19 protein-coding genes and 1 tRNA gene are annotated in these 24,072 nt (G+C 43.3%); 13 read left to right on the top strand and 7 right to left on the bottom strand.

Annotated features, from left to right (window positions below; genetic code table 11):
* Positions 1-108: 108 nt before the first annotated feature.
* A complete protein-coding gene (locus tag AACU33_RS34265) occupies positions 109-1,761 on the bottom strand; it encodes a mechanosensitive ion channel (protein WP_096594703.1) in 1,653 nt (550 codons plus the stop codon).
* Between the two features lie 266 nt (positions 1,762-2,027).
* Here AACU33_RS34265 and AACU33_RS34260 point away from each other — a divergent pair, with 266 nt between their 5' ends.
* A complete protein-coding gene (locus tag AACU33_RS34260) occupies positions 2,028-2,477 on the top strand; it encodes an SRPBCC family protein (protein ID WP_096594702.1) in 450 nt (149 codons plus the stop codon).
* 83 nt (positions 2,478-2,560) lie between these two features.
* Here AACU33_RS34260 and AACU33_RS34255 read toward each other — a convergent pair whose 3' ends face one another.
* Positions 2,561-3,379 carry a SirB1 family protein gene (locus tag AACU33_RS34255; protein WP_096594701.1) on the bottom strand — a complete coding sequence of 273 codons (819 nt, stop codon included), beginning with the start codon at positions 3,377-3,379 and terminating at the stop codon, positions 2,561-2,563.
* Positions 3,380-4,253: 874 nt separating this feature from the next.
* On the opposite strand from AACU33_RS34255, the gene AACU33_RS34250 reads away from it, so the two are divergent.
* The 5 genes from AACU33_RS34250 (at position 4,254) to AACU33_RS34230 (ending at position 11,632) form a co-directional block, all read left to right on the top strand.
* On the top strand, positions 4,254-4,934 hold the full coding sequence (locus AACU33_RS34250; RefSeq protein ID WP_096595485.1) for a DUF642 domain-containing protein: 681 nt from the start codon (positions 4,254-4,256) through the stop codon (positions 4,932-4,934).
* A 248-nt stretch (positions 4,935-5,182) separates the two neighbouring features.
* The gene (gene atpD, locus AACU33_RS34245) at positions 5,183-6,631 is read left to right on the top strand and encodes a F0F1 ATP synthase subunit beta (RefSeq protein WP_096594700.1); all 1,449 of its coding nucleotides are present in this window, start codon (positions 5,183-5,185) and stop codon (positions 6,629-6,631) included.
* An 88-nt stretch (positions 6,632-6,719) separates the two neighbouring features.
* Positions 6,720-7,133 (top strand): ATP synthase F1 subunit epsilon, encoded by a 414-nt coding sequence (gene atpC, locus AACU33_RS34240; protein ID WP_096594699.1) that lies wholly within the window; start codon positions 6,720-6,722, stop codon positions 7,131-7,133.
* 300 nt (positions 7,134-7,433) lie between these two features.
* The gene (locus tag AACU33_RS34235; protein WP_096594698.1) at positions 7,434-9,551 is read left to right on the top strand and encodes an SPFH domain-containing protein; all 2,118 of its coding nucleotides are present in this window, start codon (positions 7,434-7,436) and stop codon (positions 9,549-9,551) included.
* Positions 9,552-9,838: 287 nt separating this feature from the next.
* A complete protein-coding gene (locus tag AACU33_RS34230) occupies positions 9,839-11,632 on the top strand; it encodes a serine/threonine-protein kinase (protein WP_096594697.1) in 1,794 nt (597 codons plus the stop codon).
* A gap of 10 nt (positions 11,633-11,642) precedes the next feature.
* Here AACU33_RS34230 and AACU33_RS34225 read toward each other — a convergent pair whose 3' ends face one another.
* Positions 11,643-11,942 (bottom strand): 30S ribosomal protein PSRP-3, encoded by a 300-nt coding sequence (locus AACU33_RS34225; protein WP_045870192.1) that lies wholly within the window; start codon positions 11,940-11,942, stop codon positions 11,643-11,645.
* Between the two features lie 144 nt (positions 11,943-12,086).
* On the opposite strand from AACU33_RS34225, the gene AACU33_RS34220 reads away from it, so the two are divergent.
* The 3 genes from AACU33_RS34220 to AACU33_RS34210 all read left to right on the top strand — a co-directional run bounded on the left by AACU33_RS34220 (position 12,087) and on the right by AACU33_RS34210 (position 15,177).
* Positions 12,087-12,881, top strand: coding sequence for a TIGR01548 family HAD-type hydrolase (locus AACU33_RS34220; protein ID WP_096595484.1), 795 nt, complete (start codon positions 12,087-12,089; stop codon positions 12,879-12,881).
* Positions 12,882-12,974: 93 nt separating this feature from the next.
* A complete protein-coding gene (locus AACU33_RS34215) occupies positions 12,975-14,366 on the top strand; it encodes a cytochrome P450 (protein ID WP_096594696.1) in 1,392 nt (463 codons plus the stop codon).
* Between the two features lie 37 nt (positions 14,367-14,403).
* The gene (locus tag AACU33_RS34210) at positions 14,404-15,177 is read left to right on the top strand and encodes a phytanoyl-CoA dioxygenase family protein (RefSeq protein ID WP_096594695.1); all 774 of its coding nucleotides are present in this window, start codon (positions 14,404-14,406) and stop codon (positions 15,175-15,177) included.
* Positions 15,178-15,308: 131 nt separating this feature from the next.
* Here AACU33_RS34210 and AACU33_RS34205 read toward each other — a convergent pair whose 3' ends face one another.
* From AACU33_RS34205 to ruvB, 3 genes are all read right to left on the bottom strand, one after another.
* Entirely contained in the window at positions 15,309-16,595 is a 1,287-nt protein-coding gene (locus AACU33_RS34205) for a glycosyltransferase (protein WP_096594694.1), read from the bottom strand.
* A 10-nt stretch (positions 16,596-16,605) separates the two neighbouring features.
* Positions 16,606-17,412, bottom strand: coding sequence for a tetratricopeptide repeat protein (locus tag AACU33_RS34200; RefSeq protein ID WP_096594693.1), 807 nt, complete (start codon positions 17,410-17,412; stop codon positions 16,606-16,608).
* A gap of 144 nt (positions 17,413-17,556) precedes the next feature.
* Entirely contained in the window at positions 17,557-18,660 is a 1,104-nt protein-coding gene (gene ruvB / locus AACU33_RS34195; RefSeq protein ID WP_096594692.1) for a Holliday junction branch migration DNA helicase RuvB, read from the bottom strand.
* Positions 18,661-18,902: 242 nt separating this feature from the next.
* Here ruvB and hisF point away from each other — a divergent pair, with 242 nt between their 5' ends.
* The 3 genes from hisF (at position 18,903) to AACU33_RS34180 (ending at position 20,151) form a co-directional block, all read left to right on the top strand.
* Positions 18,903-19,676 (top strand): imidazole glycerol phosphate synthase subunit HisF, encoded by a 774-nt coding sequence (hisF, locus tag AACU33_RS34190; protein ID WP_096594691.1) that lies wholly within the window; start codon positions 18,903-18,905, stop codon positions 19,674-19,676.
* A gap of 100 nt (positions 19,677-19,776) precedes the next feature.
* Complete coding sequence (locus AACU33_RS34185) at positions 19,777-19,968, top strand: hypothetical protein (RefSeq protein ID WP_096594690.1); 192 nt, start codon at positions 19,777-19,779, stop codon at positions 19,966-19,968.
* 110 nt (positions 19,969-20,078) lie between these two features.
* Positions 20,079-20,151: transfer RNA gene (locus AACU33_RS34180), tRNA-Ala, on the top strand.
* 88 nt (positions 20,152-20,239) lie between these two features.
* Here the strand turns inward: AACU33_RS34180 and AACU33_RS34175 are convergent.
* Positions 20,240-22,057 (bottom strand): N-acetylmuramoyl-L-alanine amidase, encoded by a 1,818-nt coding sequence (locus tag AACU33_RS34175; RefSeq protein WP_096594689.1) that lies wholly within the window; start codon positions 22,055-22,057, stop codon positions 20,240-20,242.
* 206 nt (positions 22,058-22,263) lie between these two features.
* Here AACU33_RS34175 and AACU33_RS34170 point away from each other — a divergent pair, with 206 nt between their 5' ends.
* Positions 22,264-23,886, top strand: a complete 1,623-nt coding sequence (locus tag AACU33_RS34170; RefSeq protein ID WP_096594688.1) for a CTP synthase — start codon at positions 22,264-22,266, stop codon at positions 23,884-23,886.
* The last annotated feature ends 186 nt before the right edge of the window (positions 23,887-24,072 follow it).

Genomic DNA, 24,072 nt, shown 5'->3' with positions numbered 1-24,072 from the left:
CCTTTGTATTGAAAAAATCATTTTTGCAACACAGAGGTACAAAGACACTAATAAAAGCTTATTTTCGTGATTTTACACCTCGATCGGTGCGCTATCAAACATCAACTTTTACCCTTTACTTTTAAAAGAGTCAAGCCACTCTCGGACTTGTTCGCGGGCAATATCGCGTCCACCAAGGCCAAAAGCTAAGGCAATAGCCACAGCGATCGCCCCTAGTAAAAGTCCAAATGCTAAATTCACAATATCGCTGGCTACGCCAATCTGTCGCAGCGCCATTGCTGATACTAAGGTAATAATGGCAATCCGCGCCACCTGTCCCAAAATCCTCGCTTGGGGACTTTCAGAACTGGCAATTATGCTAAAAGCTAGATTTGCCAAAAACAAACCAATACCAAATACTACTAATCCGGCAAGAATACGCCCGAATATCACCAAAATACCGGATATCAAGGCCGTTAGTGCTGCAATATTGAGAATATTTACTGCTGCAACCGTCGCAAACAGCATAATACCAACGAAGGCAATAATCCCAGCTATTTCTGATGGCGTGCGAGTTGGAGTAGATATTGGTGCGCCAGCTTCTGTGTATACGGCTGTTTGTCTCGGTGATGGCAGACCCAGGACAGCAAAAATATTGTTAAAGCCCAAACTAGTCAGGATACTCGTCACCAAATCTGAAACAAACCGCCCCACAAAATAGCCAATAATCAGAATTGCTATAGCTGTAAAGATTGCAGGTAAAGCATTGAGAATCTGTTGCAGCATTGCGATCGCAGGGACAGAAATCGCCTCAATTTTTAAAGCATTGAGCGCAGCGATCGCGACTGGAATCAAAATCAAAATATAGACCAGCGTGCCGAGAATATTCGATAGTGGTTGCACACCCACACTAGGGGAGATGCCAACTCGACTACCTAAATGGTCGATTCCAGTTGCAATCAACAAATTAGTCACAACTCGCCGGATGATATTAGCTATAAACCAGCCAACAGCAGCAATTAATGTTGCGGCTAAGATATTCGGCAGAATGGACAGAATTTCTGTAATTAAGGTTTTTACTGGTTGTAACGCCTCCCTTAGCCCTAACGCATCGAGAACAGGGGCGAGAAATAGTAAAAAGATAAACCAATACAGGGCATTGCCAATAGTTTCACTCAGAGATAACTGAGGCACTCCTGGCGTACCATCTTGTGTTTCTTGGCTCAAACGCTCATCCAACCTTAAAATTTGGAGTCCGCGTACTGTAATAATCTTGACAACCGTAGCTAATAACCAAGCAACACCCAAAAGAATTGCTACACCAACCAACTTTGGTAAAAAACCTACAAGTTGATCGACAAAATTATTGAGTGGTCGAGAGGCTACTTCCAGATTCAAAGCTTGTAATACAGCTACCGCTGTCAACAGGATGATACTCCAAAAAACTAAGCCGGAGATTAACTGCTCCACCTGAGGAACATCCTCTCGACCTGTTATTCCTGAAGCAATGCGGTTATCTATGTTTGTGCGATTGAGAACTTTTCGCGTTGCTAGAGCAACAAACTTAGCCAGTAGCCAACCAATTAACAAAATTGCCGCTGCTCCCAGCAAGCGGGGTGTAAACAGAATTATCTGGTCAATAATACCTTGGAGATCGGTAGTTCCTTGCCTAAGGGCGGGTGGTTCCGGTGGTAGACTTGGCGATTGTGCCAAAAATGGCTGCACCCTCATCGACAAACCAATTTCTATTACCTGGGTTATTCCTAGCCAAGTTGCATTCATGGTTTTTCGGAATTAAAAGTTAATTGTTAAGCCAGAACACGTAAGTAATTCTGGCGTGGATTGTGCATTACAATCCGACATCCCCGTAAGTTTACGAGCATTTTGCTTAACAATTTACCAGTAAAAACATCTATGAAATTCGGATCGTGAGTAATTTTTAACTAAATCCGCAAAGCGCTATTTACTTCCTTACGATCGCGAACTCTTAGCTATGAATAGTCAATTTTGAGTTACTCTAAGTGCAGCAGCCGCATCAAAAATCTAGAATGTCGCAAGTTTTAGAACAATCAATTCAAATTAACGCACCAGCCACGGTAGTAGAGCATTGCATTACCGATCTAACTCTAATGCACCGATGGCTTAATCCAGTTTTACGTTGCGAACCTGTGGGCAAAGTCTGGAGTACGGATGTAGGTAGTCAAAGTCGCTTTATCATTCAAATTCCCATAATTCAACCAACCTTGAACACTGTTGTTGTAGAACGACAACCAGGTTTAGTTGTTTGGGGATTCAAAGGATTTTTTCAAGGACGCGATCGCTGGGAATGTCAACCAATACCCAAGGGAACGAATCTCTTAAACCGTTTTGAATTTGATATTCCCAACCCCCTTGTAAGTTGGGGCTTCAATACTTTTGCCGCATCTTGGACAAAAAATGATATGCAAGCTCAATTACTTCGGCTCAAACAAGTAGCTGAAGGTTTACAACAAATTTAGCCATTTGTCATTGGTAATTGGACATTGAGTATTTCTTCCCACACTCCCCACACTCCCCACACTCCCTCATCTCCCATGCCTCTTCACCTTCCCAACTCAGCCAGCAACCGTCGAATTGCGACTGAATCCTCGGCGTCAGGAACTTTGGCTAGATAAGTTTGCAAGTCGTCAGCAGCTTGGGGATAGTAACCGAGTTGATAGTAGATGAGGCCGCGATCGCGTAATTCTATGCTCACACCCGGAAACAACAATAAAATTCTCTCCACCGCAGCTAAACTTTTTTCTAACTCTTGCTTTTTGAGGTAGATAAATTTTAAATTCGTCAGCATCCGTGCCAACAATTGTCGGTTGCTTACGGGGGCTAAAAATTCTGGCTGTAACTGCACAGGTTGCTGAAACATTTGCGATAGCCGTTCTTCGCAATCTTGAGCAAATAACACTTCACCCCGATGGAAGGCATCCACAAAAATTTCCATATCTGTAATATCTGGGCGGATCAGGAAATGTCCGGGCATTCCTATACCCACCATTGGAAAATCAATCCGTCGGGATATTTCCATATAGACTAGTGCTAAGGTAATGGGAATACCCAATCTCCGATCGATGACATCATTTAAAAAGCTATTGCGAGGATCGTAGTAGTCTGCTTTATTGCCCGCAAATCCCAAGTCATCATATAAATACTGATTGATACTTTGAATCACGCGCAGCGGATACCGTGAGTCAGGTAAGCGTTCTTGCAGTTCCGTTGCCATTGTCTCGAAGCCATTGAGGTATTCTTCAGAGTCTAGGTGAGGATATTCTTCCTGTGCAATATATAAAGCTGCCTTTACCAGGTCGATATGCTCATCAGATTGCTGAATCTCCTGATAAAAATATTGTCGCGCTGACGAAAAATTCATAAGCGATCGCTCGGTGGACGTATGAGGTTGAAGCGGGTCAACTGATAGCAGTTTTCCTTACCTACCTTTATCTTAAAGATATTCAGAATATTTAGAAAATTTAATTTTTGCAGAAATATAAGGCAGTGAATGTATCTCAGGTATGACGAATATTTCATCAGTTGTTCCAGATAACCTATCAGCTAGAAAAATTTCCCAGTCCTGAGTTACTAGCGAGTCAATAGCCAAGAATGATTAATATTTCTACTTGACTTCCTTATTCCTTTTTTTTACATATTTCAATGTATGCAGTTCAGCAAAACTGCTTTATATATTTACATCCAGCACAACGAGATGCTTATTACATTGATATTACTAACTTGCATTGTGGAAACTTGGATTACATATTTATAAATGAAATACCATGCAGAGAATCATGACAACTAATAATTAATTATAAACTTGTGATGAATAAATCAAGTGATTTTACAAAATTTTGTCTCAGTATTTACTGCATAATTGCCGTAGCTCCCTATCAAATCATATTTGATGCCTTGTTAAGCTAATTAAAAATTTAATGCTTATGTAAATTTACGGAAAGATACTAGCTAACAATTTATTTTAATAGTAAGCTTCTTAAATAAGCTAGAAAAAATACTTTCTGAGCTTTTCATCTCTCATACTTCATCAATTGAAAATAGAAATTACCAAACGAAGTATAGATAGACGTTGAATTTAATAAATTTCTTCTGTCAACTATATATTTTGTTGAATAAATGCACTTTATCAGAATAAATATTTACTGCTCTTGAAGAGTTTAACTTCAAATATGAGCTTGCTTTTTATGTAAATTTTTCTGATTTTAACAATTACTTCGTGGGATAAATTAAGTAACATGCTTATTCTTAACAATAAAATTGCTTCTACGCTTACTACAGTATTTGCTCTAAGTGTTTTATCTTTGGCTGTTGCTAATAAATCAGCAGTAGCAGCAAATATTGTTACCAATGGTAGCTTTGAAAGCCCAGATATACCTACTCCCAGCTTCAAAATTTTTCCTTCAATTCCAGGCTGGAGTTTATCACCAGGTTCTAAAGGTATTGGTATTGAAGTGCAGGATAATATAGCTGGTAAACCATTTGAAGGAAATCAATTTGTTGAATTAGATAGCAATGGCGTTACTGGCATATTTCAAGATTTGGCAACAGTAATAGGTCAAAAGTACAAATTAGAATTCGCTTTTGCCCCACGTCAAGGAGTAGCAGACAATAGATTGAATATCTTCTGGGGAGACAACCTGGTTGATAGTCTCAGTGCCAATGGAGCGGGAGCCGCTAAAACAAAGTGGCAGACTTTTGCATACGAGCTAGTTGCAACAAGCACAACCACTCGTCTAAGTTTTAACGATTTAGATGAAGTCTCTAATAACGCAGGTGCATACCTAGATGATGTGAAGGTAACTGCTATTCCTGAAGCTACTAAAGTTCCTGAGCCTGCTACAGTTTTAGGACTATTGGCTATAGGTATGGTTGGCGCTACCTCACTGCGTAAACAGCATCAGAAACCTACGTATTAAAAGTACAAAAAATCACATTAAATTGAACAAAAGCTGTGTCTGCCATTGCTAGACATAGCTTTTTCGATGTCGACGGGGATTTTAGACTATTTGACAAACTACCCTAATTTTGATCCCCAGACCCAGTCTTAAGAATCAATTTATGGCGGAGAATGGGGTCGTTCAGTGTTAATCTGAAAAGTGACATTACTTCATATTATGTCGTCTACGACCCTATCTGAAAAATAGCTTCAATCATTAGGCTCAGCATGGTCACCACCGCAGAAAAAACAAACATCGGTTACATTACCCAAATCATCGGTCCTGTTGTAGACGTTAAATTTCCCGGCGGGAAATTGCCGCAAATCTACAACGCTTTGACCATCAAAGGCTCCAACGAAGCTGGACAAGAAATCAACCTGACCGTCGAAGTACAGCAATTGCTGGGCGACAACCAGGTGCGGGCTGTTGCTATGAGCTCCACCGATGGCTTAGTGCGTGGTCTGGAAGTAGTAGATACTGGCGCTCCCATTAACGTGCCAGTTGGTAAAGCCACCTTGGGTCGAATTTTCAACGTCCTGGGCGAACCTGTAGATAATCAAGGGCCTGTAAGTGCTGAGGCAACATTGCCTATCCACCGCGAGGCTCCCAAATTCACCGATCTGGAAACCAAACCTTCAGTGTTTGAGACCGGAATTAAAGTTGTCGATCTACTGACTCCTTACCGACGTGGCGGTAAGATTGGTCTATTTGGCGGTGCGGGTGTTGGTAAGACCGTGATCATGATGGAGTTGATCAACAACATCGCTACTCAGCACGGTGGCGTATCCGTTTTCGCTGGCGTGGGTGAGCGCACTCGCGAAGGTAATGACCTCTACAATGAAATGATTGAATCTGGGGTAATCAACAAAGATAACCTCAACGAATCAAAAATTGCTCTAGTGTACGGTCAGATGAACGAACCACCTGGAGCAAGAATGCGGGTAGGTCTGTCTGGCTTGACAATGGCCGAATATTTCCGCGACGTTAACAAACAAGACGTATTGCTGTTTGTTGACAACATCTTCCGGTTCGTACAAGCAGGTTCTGAAGTATCTGCGCTGTTGGGACGGATGCCTTCTGCGGTAGGATATCAGCCTACTTTGGGTACTGACGTAGGTGCATTACAAGAGCGGATTACCTCAACTACAGAAGGTTCTATTACCTCTATTCAAGCTGTATATGTACCTGCGGACGACTTAACTGACCCCGCACCTGCAACCACTTTTGCTCACTTGGATGGAACAACAGTACTGTCTCGTGGTTTGGCAGCTAAGGGTATTTATCCTGCTGTAGACCCCTTAGGCTCTACTTCTACCATGCTTCAGCCCGAAATTGTTGGGGATGAACATTACAGCACAGCTCGTGCAGTCCAAGCAACATTGCAGCGTTATAAAGAACTGCAAGACATCATCGCCATTCTCGGTTTGGATGAATTGTCTGAGGAAGACCGTCTGACTGTAGCACGCGCCCGGAAGGTTGAGCGCTTCTTATCTCAGCCATTCTTCGTAGCAGAAGTATTTACTGGTTCTCCTGGTAAGTATGTGAAGTTGGAAGATACCATCAAAGGGTTCCAGAAGATTCTTTCTGGCGAATTGGACGATCTGCCAGAACAAGCCTTCTACTTGGTGGGCGACATTAACGAAGCGATCGCAAAAGCTGAAAAGCTCAAAGGTTAGTCATTGGTCATTGGTCATTAGTCATTAGCGTCAGTCCTAGTGACTAATGGCAAATTACGCAAGACAACAGACAAAGGACAACAGACAAATGACATTAACCGTTCGTGTAATTTCCCCAGATAAAACTGTGTGGGATGCCGAAGCTGAAGAAGTAATTCTACCCAGCACCACTGGTCAGCTAGGTATCTTGAGTGGACACGCACCGCTTTTGACCGCCCTGGATACAGGCGTAATGCGTGTACGTGCTAACAAAAATCAAGATTGGCAAGCGATCGCCCTTTTGGGTGGCTTTGCCGAAGTTGAAGAAAATGAAGTCACCATTCTGGTAAATGGTGCTGAACGTGGCAACGCTATTAACCTAGATGAAGCCCGGACTGCTTATAATGAAGCACAAACCAAGCTGAATCAGGTAACAGCAGGCGATCGCCAAGCTCAAATTCAAGCAACCCAAGCCTTTAAACGCGCCCGCGCTCGGTTTCAAGCGGCTGGCGGCTTGGTCTAAAATTTTACTCAGCAATTTAGCAACAATTAAGGGTGGGCTATTAGTCCACCCTTAACTGTATCTTCACAGCTGGCAACATTCTGATTCAGGCTAAGTTAAGCACTATACAAGGGAAAATCAAAATTTGAGCCACTGAGAAATAGTGTTTACATAACAAATATTTCTGAGTTTAGTGCTAGCAGCGAACTCATCAAAATGTATATTTATTTTGCTAAAAAAATTACACCAAGTTTAAGAAATTTCGCCCCGTCCCAGTGAAGTGATACTTTAGATAATTAGTTGCCCAGAAGGGCACACATTATGAACAGCTTTCAATCTTCTTTTGGTAAGCGGAAACAAAATAAATTAGCTCGTTTTGCTGGATCTGTTGTCGCATCGTTAGCGATCGCTGGCAGTGTGAATTATGCCAATATTGCTAAGGCAACACCCACAAAAACATTTACAACCAACGATATCGCCTCAGTTTCAGTCAACCCGACACAGCAACAACCTATCGTTGCCCAGTTACCGAGTAGCAATACTCAATACCAGGCAATGCAAATGTTACCTGGGGGACTCATCCCCATTATTGTTTTGGGAGGTGTGATTGTCTTTGTCCCCTTGTTCTTTGGTGGCTTGGTGGTGATTGGCGAACGGGAAGTTGGCATTGTCGTCAGGAAGTTTACCTTATCTGGGCGTGGACTCCCCGCAGGGCGGTTAATTGCCCTCAATGGTGAAGCTGGTTTACAGGCAGATACCCTAGCTCCTGGTTGGCATTGGGGTTACTGGCCTTGGCAATATTCTGTGCGGAAAGAATCGGTGGTAGTTGTACCTCAAGGTGAAATCGCCTTGATTGTAGCGGCAGATGGTGCATCTAACCCACCAGAACGTATCTTAGGTAAAATTGTCGATTGCGATAACTTTCAAGATGCGCGGAAATTCCTCACCCACGGTGGTGAAAAAGGTCGTCAAATGGGCTTTTTGACCGCAGGTACTTACCGCATCAACACCGCTTTGTTTAAAGTGATCATGGCATCGAACGCTTCTGCTCATGGCATGAATCCCGAACATTTGCGGGTGTACAGTGTGTCATCTGATAAAGTTGGCATCGTCACCACTCTAGATGGTTTACCAATTGCTGGTGGAGAAATAGCAGGGCCAACAATTGCGGGACACGATAACTTCCAGAATGGGCAGAAATTCATTGATGCAGGTGGACGCAGAGGCTTGCAGGAGCAGATTCTGCTTTCTGGTTCGTGGAACTTGAATCCTTGGTTTGTGCAAGTTGAACAAGTACCAATGACGGAAATTCCCATCGGCTATGTGGGCGTGGTAATTTCTTTCGTAGGTCAAGCTCAAGAAGACGTGAGTGGTGCAGCCTTTACCCACGGGAACTTGGTGAACCAGGGACATAAAGGTGTGTGGGTTGAACCACTTTATCCTGGTAAGCACCCCCTCAATTCCCGCATCATGAAGATTGAGCTGGTACCCACAACCAACATTGTTTTAAACTGGTCAGGTCGCACCGAACGCCATAGCTATGATGCTAAACTAGCTTCCCTGACTGTGCGATCGCGTGATGGGTTTGCCTTCGATTTAGAAGTAGCGCAAATTATCCACGTTGGTGCTTTAGATGCGCCTAAGGTAATTTCCCGCGTTGGTTCCATGCAAAATCTTGTAGACCATGTTTTGGAACCCACTATCGGTAACTATTTCCGTAACTCTGCTCAAAACTGTACAGTCCTTGACTTTCTGACTGCGAGAAGTGAACGTCAAGCCGAAGCTGCTGAGTATATTAAAGTAGCAATTCGCGCTTATGACGTGCAGGCCATAGACACCTTAATTGGTGATATTCAGCCGCCAGCAACCTTAATGCAAACTCAGACAGACCGGAAAATTGCCGAAGAACAGCGCAAGACCTACGAAGTGCAGCAAGCAGCGCAAACCCAAAGACAACAACTCGTCCGGGAAACAGCACTCGCTGATATCCAACAAGAAATGGTGAAATCAGAGCAGAGTGTCCACATTGCCGATTTGAAAGCGCAAGCGCAAATTAAGCAAGCTAATGGTGAAGCCGAGGGTACAAAACTCCGCGCAATGGCTGACGCTGAAGGTATCCGCGCTACAGGTAATGCGAAAGCCGAAACCTACCGTTCTGGCGTGGAAGCATTGGGGCCACAAGGTTATACAGCCATGCAGCTGATGCAAATTATTGGCGATCGCAATGTCCGCTTAATTCCAGATATCCTGGTTGGTGGTAGTAATGGCAGTACCAACGGTTTAGTTGATGGTTTACTCTCACTGATTTTGTGGAACCAAACTGCCAAGCCAGGTGAAGCTTTGCCAACTCCATTGCATCCACAACCAATAGTTAAACCCCAACCAAACGGACAAAGCACTATTCCGCCCATAGTTGTTGATTTTACTGGAGATAAGTAACATCAATAAAACTTCAAAACTTAATTAATTTGTAATTATTCAGCACTTTAGCAATCCAAAGACTCTAAAGTGCTGATTTTATAGTAAAGAAAATAATTTGGTGGAAATTTCTACTATTTATATATTTCAAATAAGCTGCTTAATCTAACTCTGTTTTGAAGGATTACCATAGATACATAAATTAACAGGAACTAGTGCAAAGATGAGAACGCACTGTTTTTATCTTGAATTAGTATTACTAAATTTATGTTAAATCTATTCTGGCTGATAAATCTGGCAGGGAAATTTTGCTGATTCAAAACCGTTATCGTATACTCCAGCTAATTGGTAAAGGGGGATTCTGCAAAACCTACCTTGCTGTAGATGAGAATCAAGTTCCTCCAGTTCCTTGTGTTATTCAACAACTATCCAGGCAAAATCAAACAGCAGAAAGCTTTGTAAAAAAAGCACAACAAATAAAGCTACTAGGACAGCATCCTCAAATTCCGGCTTTACTAGCACACTTCCAAGATGAACAACACTTTTACTTAGTACAAGAGTTTATCGCAGGCATTAATTTAGCTACTCTGCTAGAAGAAGAAGGTGCTTTTAGTGAAAATCAAATTTGGCAACTTTTAGTAAAGATATTACCAGTTCTAAAATTTATTCACGATCGCAACATTATCCATTGCGATATAAAACCAGAAAATATAATTCGTACAGCCTCTGGAGAATTAGTCTTAGTTGATTATGCTGCGGCTCAAATTGTTACTAAAATCGACCAGTTTATCGGTAAAGATTGCATTGGTAGCCCAGAATTTATTGCACCAGAACAAGCAAAGGGAAAAGCTGTTTTTGCCAGCGATCTTTACAGTTTAGGTGTTACTTGCATTTACTTACTAACCGAGATTCAACCCTTTGATTTATATGATGTGGCGAATGATTGCTGGGTTTGGCAACAATATCTTAGCACCAAGATAAGCGATCGCCTCACACAAATCCTCAACAAACTGCTGGAAAAATCCCTCAACCAACGCTTTAAATCAGCTGATGAAGTCATGCTAGTTATGGGAATTGTAGCTAAGTCCGATCGTCAGCATTTATCAGTATCCATTGGCAGTTCAAAATTTCCCACTCCTTTATGGCAATGCATACATACATTAAGCGGGCTTCCTAGTTTATCTGCTGGAATCAACTGTGTTAGTTTCAGCCCTAATGGCAAAACATTAGCTAGTGGTGATGACAAAATCATCAGATTGTGGGATTTAAATACTCAAAAAGTCTTAGCTACCTTATCAGGACATTCCCAAGCAGTGAAATCAGTAGCCTACAGTCCTGATGGCAAAATATTGGCAACGGCTAGCGACGATCGCATCATTAAATTGTGGGATATTAATCAACTCCAAGAAATCTGCACTTTAGTTGGACACTCCCACGCCGTAAAATCAGTAGCTTTCAGTCCCGATGGGCACATTCTCGCTAGTGGTAGTTGGGATAAGACAGTCAAACTTTGGGATGTAAATACTGGCAAAGAAATTTCTACTCTTACCGGACACCAATTACAGGTGAGTTCAGTAGCATTTAGCCCTCAAGGACAACTTTTAGCCAGCGCAAGTTTTGACCGCACTATTTGCTTGTGGCAGTTACCTACTACAGAGATGTTATTGAAAGATCGGCAAGCAATAGGAGAATTTAAAAACCGCCCAGATTGCACCTTGGTAGGAAACCTTTCCGGTCATGCATGGGCGGTTCTAACAGTCGCTTTTAGTCCCGATGGGAAAATTTTGGCGACGGGTAGCGACGATAACACTATTAAATTATGGGAGGTAAACACTGGTCAGGTAATTACCACACTGTTGGGCCATTCTTGGTCAGTTGTAGCAGTGGCTTTCACGCCTGATGGCACAACGCTAATTAGTGCCAGTCGCGATCGCACTGTTAAACTTTGGAAAGTTAGCACAGCAGAAGAAATAGCTACTCTCTCAGGCCATGCAGACTCTGTATCTACCGTTGCTGTCAGCCCTGATGCCCAACTTATTGCTAGTGGCAGCAGGGACAAGACCATCAAATTGTGGCAACTTGTAGAACAGCAGGGAGACTAATTGAGAAAATTCAGGCGCTACCTGTAAAGGCAACTTCCGGAAATTTCAACTGCGCTTCTGCCATTGGACGGTTTCTGCCTTCCTCTTGCCAGTAGTTAATCACTTCTGTGGCTTTATTGAGTAATTCAACCCGATCCAAATCGCTAATCCAGTGTTTAGACTCCAGTTCCTTCTTTAACTCTTCCCAAGCATCGTTTCTGGGCCAGAAGAAGTACTTGGTTAAAGGACTTGTGCCTTTACCTACAACTTGATCGACAGCAAGAGCAACGTTCTCGTCCAACCAAAGAATTTTTAAAATAAACTTGGTCAATCAAACCTCCGGGGAATATCCAAGCATTACTTACTAAGTTCGCGATCGCTTATTTTAACGCAATACCATACCAGATGGCTAAACAGTTATTGGCAATGGGGCATGAGGTATAATGCCCAATGCCCTGTGCCCAATGCCCATCCTATGACACAAGAACTTTCACCAAAAGCGATCGCAGTTTTTGATATTGATGGTGTGATTCGTGATGTTAGTGGTTCTTATCGTCGCGCGATCGCAGATACTGTTGAGTATTTTACCGATCGAGCTTATCGTCCTACACCATTAGATATTGACCAGTTGAAATCTGAAGGTATTTGGAATAATGATTGGGAAGCCTCTCAAGAATTAATTTACCGTTACTTCCAATCTCAAGGACAGCCCCGCGAGCAATTACAACTTGATTACAACACCATTGTTGCTTTTTTTCAATCCCGTTACCGAGGTACAGACCCCGAAAATTTCAATGGGTATATCTGTGATGAACCTTTATTATTGCAACCTAGCTATTTAGAACAACTAACACAAGCTAGTATTGCTTGGGGATTTTTTAGCGGTGCAACTCGTGGTTCTGCTAACTATATCTTAGAAAAACGTCTAGGCTTGCAGTCTCCCGTGTTAATTGCAATGGAAGATGCACCAGGTAAACCAGACCCCACAGGACTTTTTGCTACTGTGCAAATCTTAGAGAATGGCTGCGAAAATTTACCTCCTGTCTTCTATGTGGGAGATACGGTAGCTGATATGTATACAGTTGAAAAAGCGCGAAATTTGCACCCGCAGCGTACTTGGATTGGTGTAGGCGTTTTACCACCCCACGTACAAGAAATAGTAGCGCGTCGTGATGCTTATGCTGAAACACTAAGGAATGCGGGGGCAGCATTAGTATTAAATAATGTGCAAGAATTAAACGCAGAACAGATTCAGGAATTGTTAAGTTGATGACTGCAATTCATGTTCTAAGATTTTAGATGTACGTGAATTACTGCCTTGCTAATACCAGTCTGACTTCAATTGATTGGGAGAGTAATTAAAATGTCTGCAATGAAACTGCCTGACGGGCCTAAGAATCATCCTTGGCTACAGACTTTCCAGTGGTTGGTGAGACCTTTAGAATACATGGAAGAATGTCAAAAACGCTATGGTGATATCTTCGCTCTCCAGCTTGGGCAATTTGCTCCTCAAGTATTTATTAGCAACCCCCAGGCTATTCAGCAGATTTTTAGCACCGATCCAAAACAGTTAGACTCTGGTGAAGCAGCAGGTGTGAGATCTCCTTTATTGGGACAACAATCTTTACTAGCGCTAGATGGAAAGCCTCACCAACGGCAAAGAAAGCTATTGACACCTCCGTTACATGGAGAAAGGATGCTGGCTTACGGTCAGTTAATACGTGATATTACTGAACAAGTAACTAGTCAATGGCAGCTTGGAGAACCTTTTACAGTTCTGCCGTTCATGCAAGCTATCTCTTTCCAAGTAATTTTGAAAGCTGTATTTGGTCTGGAAGATGGCTCTCGCTACGAGAAACTTAAGGAACTCTTGATTGCAATCCTAAATCCCAAAATACCTATCTTAAGAACAATTCTGTTGATTTTCCCATCATTGCGGCAAGATTTAGGAGCGTGGAGTCCTTGGGGAAAGTATGTGCGTCTACGCCAGGAAATTGACGAACTGATCTACGCTGAAATTCGGGAACGCCGAGAGAAACCCGATCCGTCTCGGACTGATATTTTATCTTTGATGATGGCGGCTCGTGATGAATCAGGAGAGCCAATGACAGATTTGGAATTACGCGATGAGCTAATGACCTTATTGGTAGCAGGTCACGAAACCACTGCGACTTCCTTATCATGGTCACTGTACTGGATTCACCATCTACCCCAGGTGCGTGAGAAACTGCTGCAAGAACTAAATAACCTGGGCGAACACCCTGATACTAATGCAATTTTGCGATCGCCATATTTAAATGCTGTGTGTTCGGAAACTCTGCGTATTTACCCGGTAACAATGTCCGCATTAAATCGAGTCGTCAAATCACCGCTACAAATTGGCGGCTACACCTTTGAGCCGGGAACGCTGTTAATTCCCTCTGTTTATTTAACCCATCATCGAGAAGATTTATATCCGGAACCAAAGCAATTTAAACCAGAGCGTTTTCTAGAACGTCAATTTACTCCTTATGAGTACATACCTTTTGGTGGTGGTAATCGCCGCTGTATTGGTATGGCATTTGCCTTGTTTGAGATGAAACTGGTTTTAGTCACGATACTTTCTCGTTGGCAAATGGAACTAGCTGATAACAAACCTGTACAGCCAGTGCGTAAGGGTTTGTTGTTTAGCCCAAAAGGTGGATTGAGGATGGTGGTGAAGGGAAAGCGTCCTCAAAATCAGCCTGTTTTGCAGACAAGTTCTAGTTCAGTTTGATGAATTTTAGAATGCTATTGCTAGGGAAGTATCCACCATGAACGACGTTGTGAGTGTAGTAGAAAAAATCATTGATGGAAAAGGTTATGTCCTTATTCCTGAATTATTAACTCGAACACAGGCTGAAAAAGCGCGATCGCTTGTTCTTGAAATTAGCGAGAAAGAAAAGCCGCTAGGAAAAGTTTTGCTTGACGAACAAAGAGAGCGAATATACGGCTTGGTCTATAAAGGCGAAATTTTCGAGTTAATGGTGCAGCACCCAACGGTTATTGAGGTCATTGAAAACATTTTGGGACATGATATGACTCTCGGCACTTTCTCTGCTCACATCCTTAACCCTGGTGCAAAAAACATGGGGGTACATGTTGACTATCCCTATTGGACAATGAAACCACCGTTCCCAGCTTATCCTGTGCTGGAAATCCAAGTAATTTGGATGGTTGAAGATTTTACACAGGAGAATGGTGCTCCTGTTTTTGCGCCTGGTAGCCAGAAGCTTTGCAACTCCCCTGACTTAGTACACTTTTCACAAATTGCTGAGAAAGTCACTGGAAAAGCTGGCTCAGTGATTATCTCACACGGCCTTTGTTGGCACGATACCTCTGTTAATTCTGCCGATCAGCCCAGAGTATCCATTCTTGGTAACTACGCTCCTAAGTTTGTGCGTCCCCTCCAAGATCCATCACATGATATGCAGCAAGAAGTTATAGATCGTGCCAGCCCTAAGCTAAAACAGCTACTTGGATACGAATTTAAATCAGCCCTTTATAAGGATGTCCAAAGAATTCGCTCGGGCAATTGGAGCCGATAGTCAAAAAAGAAAAAGCTCAAACCTTTTTTATTCAGACATCCTTGGTAATTGCTATTAGTTACTAGCTGCAATTTCTTCTTGAGCCGTTAATATTCCAACTCTGCAACCAAAGTTCATAATAAGCTTTGCCTTCATTGCTGTATTTGAGCCAAAACAGGCTTACCTGTAGCAACAACTTGCTCAATAATATCAGCGGCTCGACTTACTCCCCCTGCACGGTGAGTAGCTTCTTGTAACCTGAGCGCATTCTGTTTATAAGATTCCTGTGTCAATACCTGTTTAACAGCATTTCGCAACCTGGGAACATTCAATTTATTGAGAGGAATAAACTCACCTGCCCCTGTCCAAGCGATACGTGCTGCTACTCCCGGTTGGTCATTAGCAACAGGAATGGCTACCATTGGTACTCCCTTTTTCACACATTCCATTGTTGTATTCATTCCCGCATGAGTAATCATTAGGGTTGCTTTTTCTAAGACTTCCAATTGAGGTGCGTATTCAACTACCAAAGGATTTCCGGGCAAATTTGGTAGTGATTCTGGTTTAGCAGAACCTCCCAAAGAAATTACTAACTGAGCATCTAATCCCTCACAGGCTGAAGCAATAGTTTCAAAAACCCAAGTCAGACGATTTTGCAATGTTCCCATCGAAGCGTAAATTAAGGGTTTCCCGTTCAATTTTTCATAGGGGAAAGGAACAGGTGCCCGATTGGCTGAAGTATGGAAGCTTCCTGTGAAATGGAACCAAGGAGGCAATTCCTGCCTAGGATATTCAAACTCAGCAGGTGCATTACTTATTTGAGCTAGTTGAGAGTAGCCATAATTATTTTGAAAGTACAAAGGCAATTTCCATTCTTGGCGATACTCATCTATTAATTCTTTCAGTGGTTTGGCAATGCGATTAAGTAATGTGTAACCCGCTTGATTACGTAAACGTGCCCACAAAGCTGGGCTATATTTCCAAGTTGTACAAAAAGGAGGAATAGTAGGTTCTGGATTAAGTACTACAGCACTGCATACAGTGACGAAAGGAATACCAAGGAAATCAGCAATTGTTCCACCTTCTATTGAACTTTGGTTAACTAGTAATGCTTCTAAGCCTGCTGCTTTCATTGCTGGTGGAGCATCTCGGAGCGTTACAGCCGAGACTTGCTTAATCAACTCAATAGTATATTGTAATGCAGCTAGTCCCCGCAGTTGCCCTAATTTGGCGAGAACTTCTGCTGATGAGCCGACTCGAAAATCTTGTTCTCCAATTGGCGAGAATTCTATTCCCGCTGCTAATACTTTGGCTTGAGTGTCAAGATTTCCGAAGAGAGTGACGCGATGACCACGCCGTTGAAGTTCTTGCCCCAATGGAAGCATCGTGTTTAGCGGGCCTGTTGCTGCACCAGGACTGAGAATGCCAAAATGAGTCATAGCCAATACCCTACTGAAGTTTTAAGAACTTATCCAAAGCTGTCACCATGCTAGGCGGCCAGCGACGAGTATTTGTTACCCAATTGATATCTTTGTAGCGGCTATCCAGTCCGACGGCTGCTACCCAATTACTTTCGGCTTCACCTTGTTGTCCTGTCACCCAATAAGCTGCTGTGAGTGCAGCACGCATATCGGCAAATTTAGGATATTTACGCACAATATTTCGCATTTCGCGAATAGCTGGCTCGATTTGTCCGGTTTGATAAAGCGCTAGGGCATAGTTAGCACGAGCAAAGGCGAAATTAGGGGCTATTTCAACTGATTTTTTATAGTCTGCGATCGCATCTTCCCATTTTCCTAAACCAGCTTTGGCATTGCCGCGATTGTTATATGCCATCGCATCTTTGGGATCGAGTTCTAGGACAAGATTGTAGTCTGCGATCGCCTCTTCCCATTTGCCCAAACCTTCTAACGCTGCACCCCGATTTAAATAAGGATCGGTAACGTTTGGCGCAAGTTCTATAGCTTTGTTGTAATCTGTCAGTGCTGCTTGTAATTTATTCTGGCTTACCCTTGAGTTACCGCGATTACTCCATGCACCTGCATTAGTGGGAAATTGCTCAATTATCTGTGTCCAATAACTTTCAGCCGTGGCAAAATCACCTTGATTAGTAGCCGCAAAGGCTTTATTCGCCAACTCATCTCCTTGTTGTAACTGCTCTTGAGTCAAACTAGAAGGTTGGGATAGTGCCATGACTGGTGTACCCCAGCCAAACACAAGCAACAGACTGAGAAAAATACTAATTAACTGAATCATCTGGCTTTATTTGTAATGGGGATTTGGTATAGGGCAAGGGGGACAAGGGAGCAGAAACGAAATAACTAATGACTCTAGACTATTGCCTATTGCCTTCTTCACCAATGCCCCATGCCCCATACCCTTAACTCTTATCTAAAATCATTACAGCAAAGACATCTGTTCGTTAGGTGGCTTGAAGCCTAAATGCTTATATGCTGCGGTTGTCGCTATTCTCCCACGGGGAGTCCGGCTAAGATAGCCAATTTGCATCAAATAAGGTTCGTATACTTCTTCAATGGTTTGGGTATCTTCACCTGTGGCGGCGGCAATTGTTTCTAATCCCACTGGCCCACCATTAAATTGTTCAATGATTACACTCAGCATCTTGCGGTCTGTCCAATCCAAACCGCAGGGATCTACTTGGAATAGTTGCAATGCCTCGCCTGCAATACTTTCAGTTATCTCTCCCGATGTTTTTACTTCAGCATAATCACGTACCCGCTTAAGTAACCTATTTGCTATCCGTGGCGTTCCCCGCGATCGCCGAGCAATTTCTGTGGCACCATCTTCTGTAATTGGAGTTTGCAGCAATTGAGCAGTGCGCAGGACAATCTGGCTAAGTTCGGGGACTTCGTAAAATCGCAGTTTTTGGACTAAGCCAAAGCGATCGCGTAATGGTGAAGTTAAAGCACCTACCCTAGTTGTGGCTCCCACTAGCGTAAATTTTGACAGAGGTAAACTCCGAATGCGAGCGCTGGAACCTTTACCGATGGTAATATCCAGGCGATAATCTTCCATTGCGGGATAGAGAATTTCTTCTGTCATCCGCGATAGGCGATGAATTTCATCCACAAATAGAATATCTCCTGGTTTTAAGTTCACCAGTAGCCCTACAATATCCCGTGGACGTTCTAGTGCTGGCGCACTAGTAATTTTGTAGTTTACCCCCATCTCCGATGCTAAAATCATTGCCATTGTGGTTTTACCCAATCCCGGCGGCCCGTATAGTAGCAAATGATCCAGCACTTCACCTCTTGACTTGGCAGCTTTGATGGCAATATCTAGCACATCCTTTAAGTCTTTCTGCCCAATGTAATCGGCAAATCGCTGTGGACGGATGCTTTCTTCTTGCTTACCTTGTTCATCAATCGCAGCTTCGGCTTGCAAAAGTTCTTGAGGAGAAGAAGCTTTCGCTGACTCCTGCTGGGACTTTTTTGGTTGTCCATTGGGGTCTTGAGGCTGTTTTTTCGAGGAGATAATCGCCATAATTCAGCTATCAACTTTGACTTGGGGACTGTTTGAACGCCATTGTGGTGAGTGAGTCCAGTCGGCGGTGTCGGTTTCCGTCCCGTCGAACTGGCGAACCCGTAGGGTAGCGACGCAGGAGCGTCACCCGAAGGGCTACAAAACTAGGCATAAACAAGGCATACAAAGATTTTCGCTTGAGAATACGCACGCCCATTTAAAATTTAAATTCCGGACAATTACCCAGGAGTAGAAAAAATATTATGTTATCTAAAAGAATCTTACCGTGCTTAGATGTGAAGGCGGGACGGGTTGTAAAAGGAGTTAACTTTGTTAACCTGCAAGATGCGGGCGATCCGGTAGAACTGGCAAAGGTTTACAATGATGCCGGTGCAGATGAGTTAGTGTTTCTGGATATTACCGCGACTCATGAAGACCGCGACACGATTATTGATGTAGTTTACCGGACTGCCGAACAGGTCTTTATTCCGTTAACTGTGGGTGGTGGGATTCAAACCTTAGAAAATGTTAAAGGTTTGTTACGTGCAGGAGCAGACAAGGTTAGTATTAATTCTGCGGCAGTACGCGACCCAGACTTGATTAATCGGGCAAGCGATCGCTTTGGTAATCAGTGCATAGTTGTTGCTATTGATGCTAGACGTAGATTAGACCCCAAAAACCCAGGTTGGGATGTGTATGTGCGAGGTGGTAGAGAAAATACAGGCAAAGATGCCTTACTTTGGGCACAAGAAGTCGAAAAGCGCGGAGCTGGAGAACTACTAGTGACAAGTATGGATGCTGATGGTACTCAAGCTGGTTACGACCTGGAATTGACAAAATCTATCGCTAATGCCGTACAGATTCCCGTAATTGCTTCTGGTGGTGCTGGCAATTGCGAACATATTCATGCGGCACTAACTGAGGGGAAAGCAGAAGCTGCACTGCTCGCATCACTTTTACATTATGGGCAATTGAGTGTAGAACAAATCAAAAATTATTTGCGCGATCGCTCTGTCCCAGTAAGAATGCTTACCTAAATTATGATTTATCCTTATATGCACATCTATCCTAGGTCGGAGACGCCGCCCAAAAACAGTGTTAATATAAATTAACTAGTATGAATAAATATTAATAAATATGTTGATTCCTATTTTGTTATTTGATGTGGCGCTAGTGGCTTGGTCGCTGCACCTAATGGAAAGAGCTTTTGAGAGTAAAGAATTCTCTTTAATGTTAGCTGGCACCTTAGTAGCTCTCGCTGCTGCCGCTATGTTAGTAGTTTACTTCCTAATGGGGCACTGTATGAGCTACTTGCTACAAGTATCTTAATAAAGTGCTGAGTGTTTAGCTCTAAGCTACAGCAGTCATGCTTTACGTTAATCATATATTTCTAATTGACAAACATCATCCGGTTAGGCATAATAGATAACGCATCTTAAGGGGTTATAGCTCAGTTGGTAGAGCACTTCAATGGCATTGAAGGGGTCAGCGGTTCGAATCCGCTTAGCTCCATTTGTACATTAAATATTTTAAGTCTTGCGTTGAGGATGCGTAGGCGTAGCCCGTCGTAGCCATCGCATCTTCCCCTTCTTGCCAAATCCTACTGCGCTTTCTTAAACCATTCGCTAATTCCATCAGCTAGTACTTTTGCCATTTTCTTCTGGTGTTCTGGGTTCACCACCTGCTCAAATTCATTGGGATTACTCATAAAACCCAATTCCAGCAACACTGATGGTGCAGCAGCGGGACGTGTCAGCGCCAGATTATCCCAAAAAACGCCATAGGAAGGTTGCCCTAGGTTTTTGACGACATAGTTATGCAAAAATAATGCTAAACTGTGGGCTTGGGTGTTATACCAAAAAGCTGCAAACCCCTTGATTTTCTCTGCATCACCATCATCGGGTAGCGAGTTGTGATGAATAGAAAGAGCGATCGCGGGTTCTTCTTTATTAATAATTGCCTGCCTTTCTACTAAAGATACATCTCGATCGTCTTCTCGCGTTAGTACCACCGTTGCACCACGCTTCACCAACTCATCGCGCAGCAACTTAGATACAACCAAGTTGACATCTTTTTCTAAATAGCCAGTTGGGCCACTGGCACCCGATTCTTTACCCCCATGTCCGGGATCTAGTAAAATCCTGATACCGGATAGAGGTTTGCGTGTTTTGTCTTTGATTGTAGGCGGATGACGCAAAGTTAAAACAAGGCTTGTACCTTCGTATCTCAACTTATATCCCCACTGTTGAGATTTTTTGAGATTAAAGGTGTATTGTACCTGTCCGGGAGCTACTTGTTGCCAGTCTAGGCGAGAAATTAGGGGACTATCATCCGTGCGAACAATATCTGTTTGGGCGGTGGTGTTGTAAAGTGTGAGGCTGAAAGCGCGATCGCTTTGTTGTACGCTTACAGGAACGGGAGCTTCTAGCGGAAACACAATCTCTGTGGCGCTAGGAAGTTTTCGATAACCGACACTGCGAATGATTGTGCGTGGTGAGATAGCACCTGCTAAAACTTGGGTTTCTTTACTATTAATCCAAGCACCATAATCTAGTCGCAACCATTCACCTTCTTTCCCTGTGACTGTAGCGCGCGTTCCTTTGGGTAGTGGTGTGAGTCTTGAATGGTCAGTACTCGGGCCAGTGCGCGCAACGCCTGAGTCGGCTGTGACTTCTACAACTGGCAAATTTGCTCTTGTGAGAATTTGGATTTTGCCAGTACCAGACTGAGTTACAGTCTGACCGTTAAGTGTCAGTCTAAATTCTGGTGTACCCAAATCGATATTTTTGCCGGAATCGGGAATAGTACCACCGGAATTTATATTAGTACTGTTAGTTTGGGAATCAAGCTGTTGAGCTATGGTGCAACCCTCATACCTTCCTGCGATAGACTGGTTAGCAGGTTGATTTTTCCCCGTTAAGGCCGCCAAATTACTTGGTAGTTGTGCCTTGATGGGTTGGGGTGCAAGGGCAATAGTTTGATTAGCCAGGTTAACAGCAACACTGGCGTTAGAGGGTGCTATAGCGCTAAAACAAATCAGTTCCCCCGGTAGTCTGGCAATGTCGGCTGCTGGTGTTAGAGAATCTTTGGCAAAGGCTAAACCTTGTGGTAGCTGAGGCTGAGTTGTAAGTCTTGTCACCTTAATCTGAAGCTCTTGATTTTGGTGACGCACAGTAAACAAATTATCTCCCAATTGCAAGGGGAAACTTGGTGCAAAATGACCAGCCTTGCTGCGGGTAACTGGCTTACCATTAATCAGCACCTGACCGCCGGATGGTGCAGTACCAAGAAAAAAGATTTTTTCTGCACTTGTTTGGTAGTTTGTCTTGGGAAAAACAACTACAACAGATGAATCAGCCAATGCTACTGAGGAGGTGACAACAAGGCTTAATATTACTAGTCCTACAAGTTTTTTCACAGCAAGATCACAGAAGATTTCACAATTGTTACTGTGGCACAATGACCAAGAAAGTATGAAGGCTAAAGGCTAAAGAATGAAGGTTAAGGAATATTTGCCCTTGATATTCCCACAGGGTAGGCTTAAATTTCATACATTTGAGACTTCATACTTCATATTTCAGATGACGGGATGTATTTTTAGAGTGGCCGGAAATTCAAATTAGTATGACTAAGTTTATTTTTGTAACTGGGGGCGTTGTTTCCAGTATCGGCAAAGGCATTGTAGCAGCAAGTTTAGGGCGATTGCTCAAGTCGCGCAACTATTCTGTGTCGATTCTGAAACTTGACCCTTACCTCAATGTCGATCCAGGTACGATGAGTCCCTTTCAACATGGGGAAGTTTTTGTTACCCAAGATGGTGCAGAAACCGATTTGGATTTGGGTCACTACGAACGCTTCACCGATACCTCAATGTCACGCCTTAACAGTGTGACGACTGGCTCAATTTACCAAGCAGTAATCAACAGAGAACGTCGCGGTGATTACAATGGCGGTACTGTGCAGGTAATACCCCACATCACTAATGAAATTAAAGACCGCATTCTAAAAGTCGCCCAAAATACAAATCCCGATGTGGTGATTACAGAGATAGGCGGTACGGTAGGCGATATTGAATCCCTGCCGTTTTTAGAAGCAATTCGCCAGTTTCGCAAGGAAGTAGGCAGACAGAATGTGCTGTATATGCACGTTACTCTATTACCTTGGATTGCCTCAGCTGGGGAAATGAAAACCAAGCCAACACAGCATTCTGTGAAGGAACTGAGATCGATTGGCATTCAACCAGATATTTTAGTTTGCCGTTGCGATCGCCCTCTACCTGTAGGATTAAAACGCAAATTATCCGAATTTTGCGATGTTGCCGAAGAATGCGTCATTACTTCCCAAGATGCGAAAAGTATCTACGAAGTACCGTTGATGCTAGAACGCGAAGGCATGGCAGAGCAAGTTTTAGATTTGCTGCAAATGGAACAACGCAAACCAGATCTCGTACAGTGGCAAAACTTGGTGCAACATTTGCACAGTCCTAAACACGAGATCGAAATTGCGATTGTTGGTAAGTATGTGCGCTTAGGCGATGCTTACATATCAGTAGTTGAAGCCTTGCAACACGCTGCTATCTCTACCTATGGGCGGCTGCGCCTGCGTTGGGTCAACTCAGAAGATTTAGAAAATGAACCAGTCGAAAATCAGCTAGAAGGCGTCGATGGCGTTCTTGTACCCGGAGGTTTCGGCGTTCGGGGTGTGGATGGTAAGATTGCCGCAATTAAATATGCCCGCGATCGCCAAATTCCCTTCTTAGGTTTATGCTTGGGAATGCAATGTGCTGTCATTGAGTGGGCGAGGAATGTTGAAGGCTTAAAAGATGCCAACAGTGCTGAGTTTAATCCTTATACTAGTGCCCCAGTCATTAACCTATTGCCAGATCAGCACGATGTCGTCGATTTAGGCGGGACGATGCGCTTAGGAGTTTACCCTTGTCACGTTCTCCCCAATACTTTGGCGTTCAAACTCTATCAAGAAGATGTGATTTACGAACGGCATCGCCATCGCTACGAGTTTAATAATAATTACCGCAGCCTGTTATTAGAGTCAGGCTATGTGATTAGCGGTACTTCTCCTGATGGTCGCTTAGTGGAAATTGTCGAATTACCAAAACATCCATTCTTTTTGGCTTGCCAATTCCATCCAGAGTTTCAATCGCGTCCTAGCAATCCTCATCCATTATTCCAAGGATTTATCCAAGCTGCGATCGCTCATTCACTTCCCCCTCTGGTACAACAGCACTAGTACCATAGTGAATTCAAAATGAATAAAGCGTAAGCGTTTCGTTTAATTTAGAATGGATGGTTTCTTGACGCCGTGCTTTACTAACATCGCTGTGTTGCATTGAAAATTGCCAAAGCCGATCGTTGGGGATTCTTGTCGATCTAAAATACCGATGACGGTGGCAGTAACTTGAGAAAATGGCTGACA

Source organism: Calothrix sp. NIES-2098 (assembly GCF_963875125.1).
Classification (GTDB): Bacteria; Cyanobacteriota; Cyanobacteriia; order Cyanobacteriales; family Nostocaceae; genus Aulosira.
This window is presented reverse-complemented; position numbering and strand designations above follow the sequence as displayed.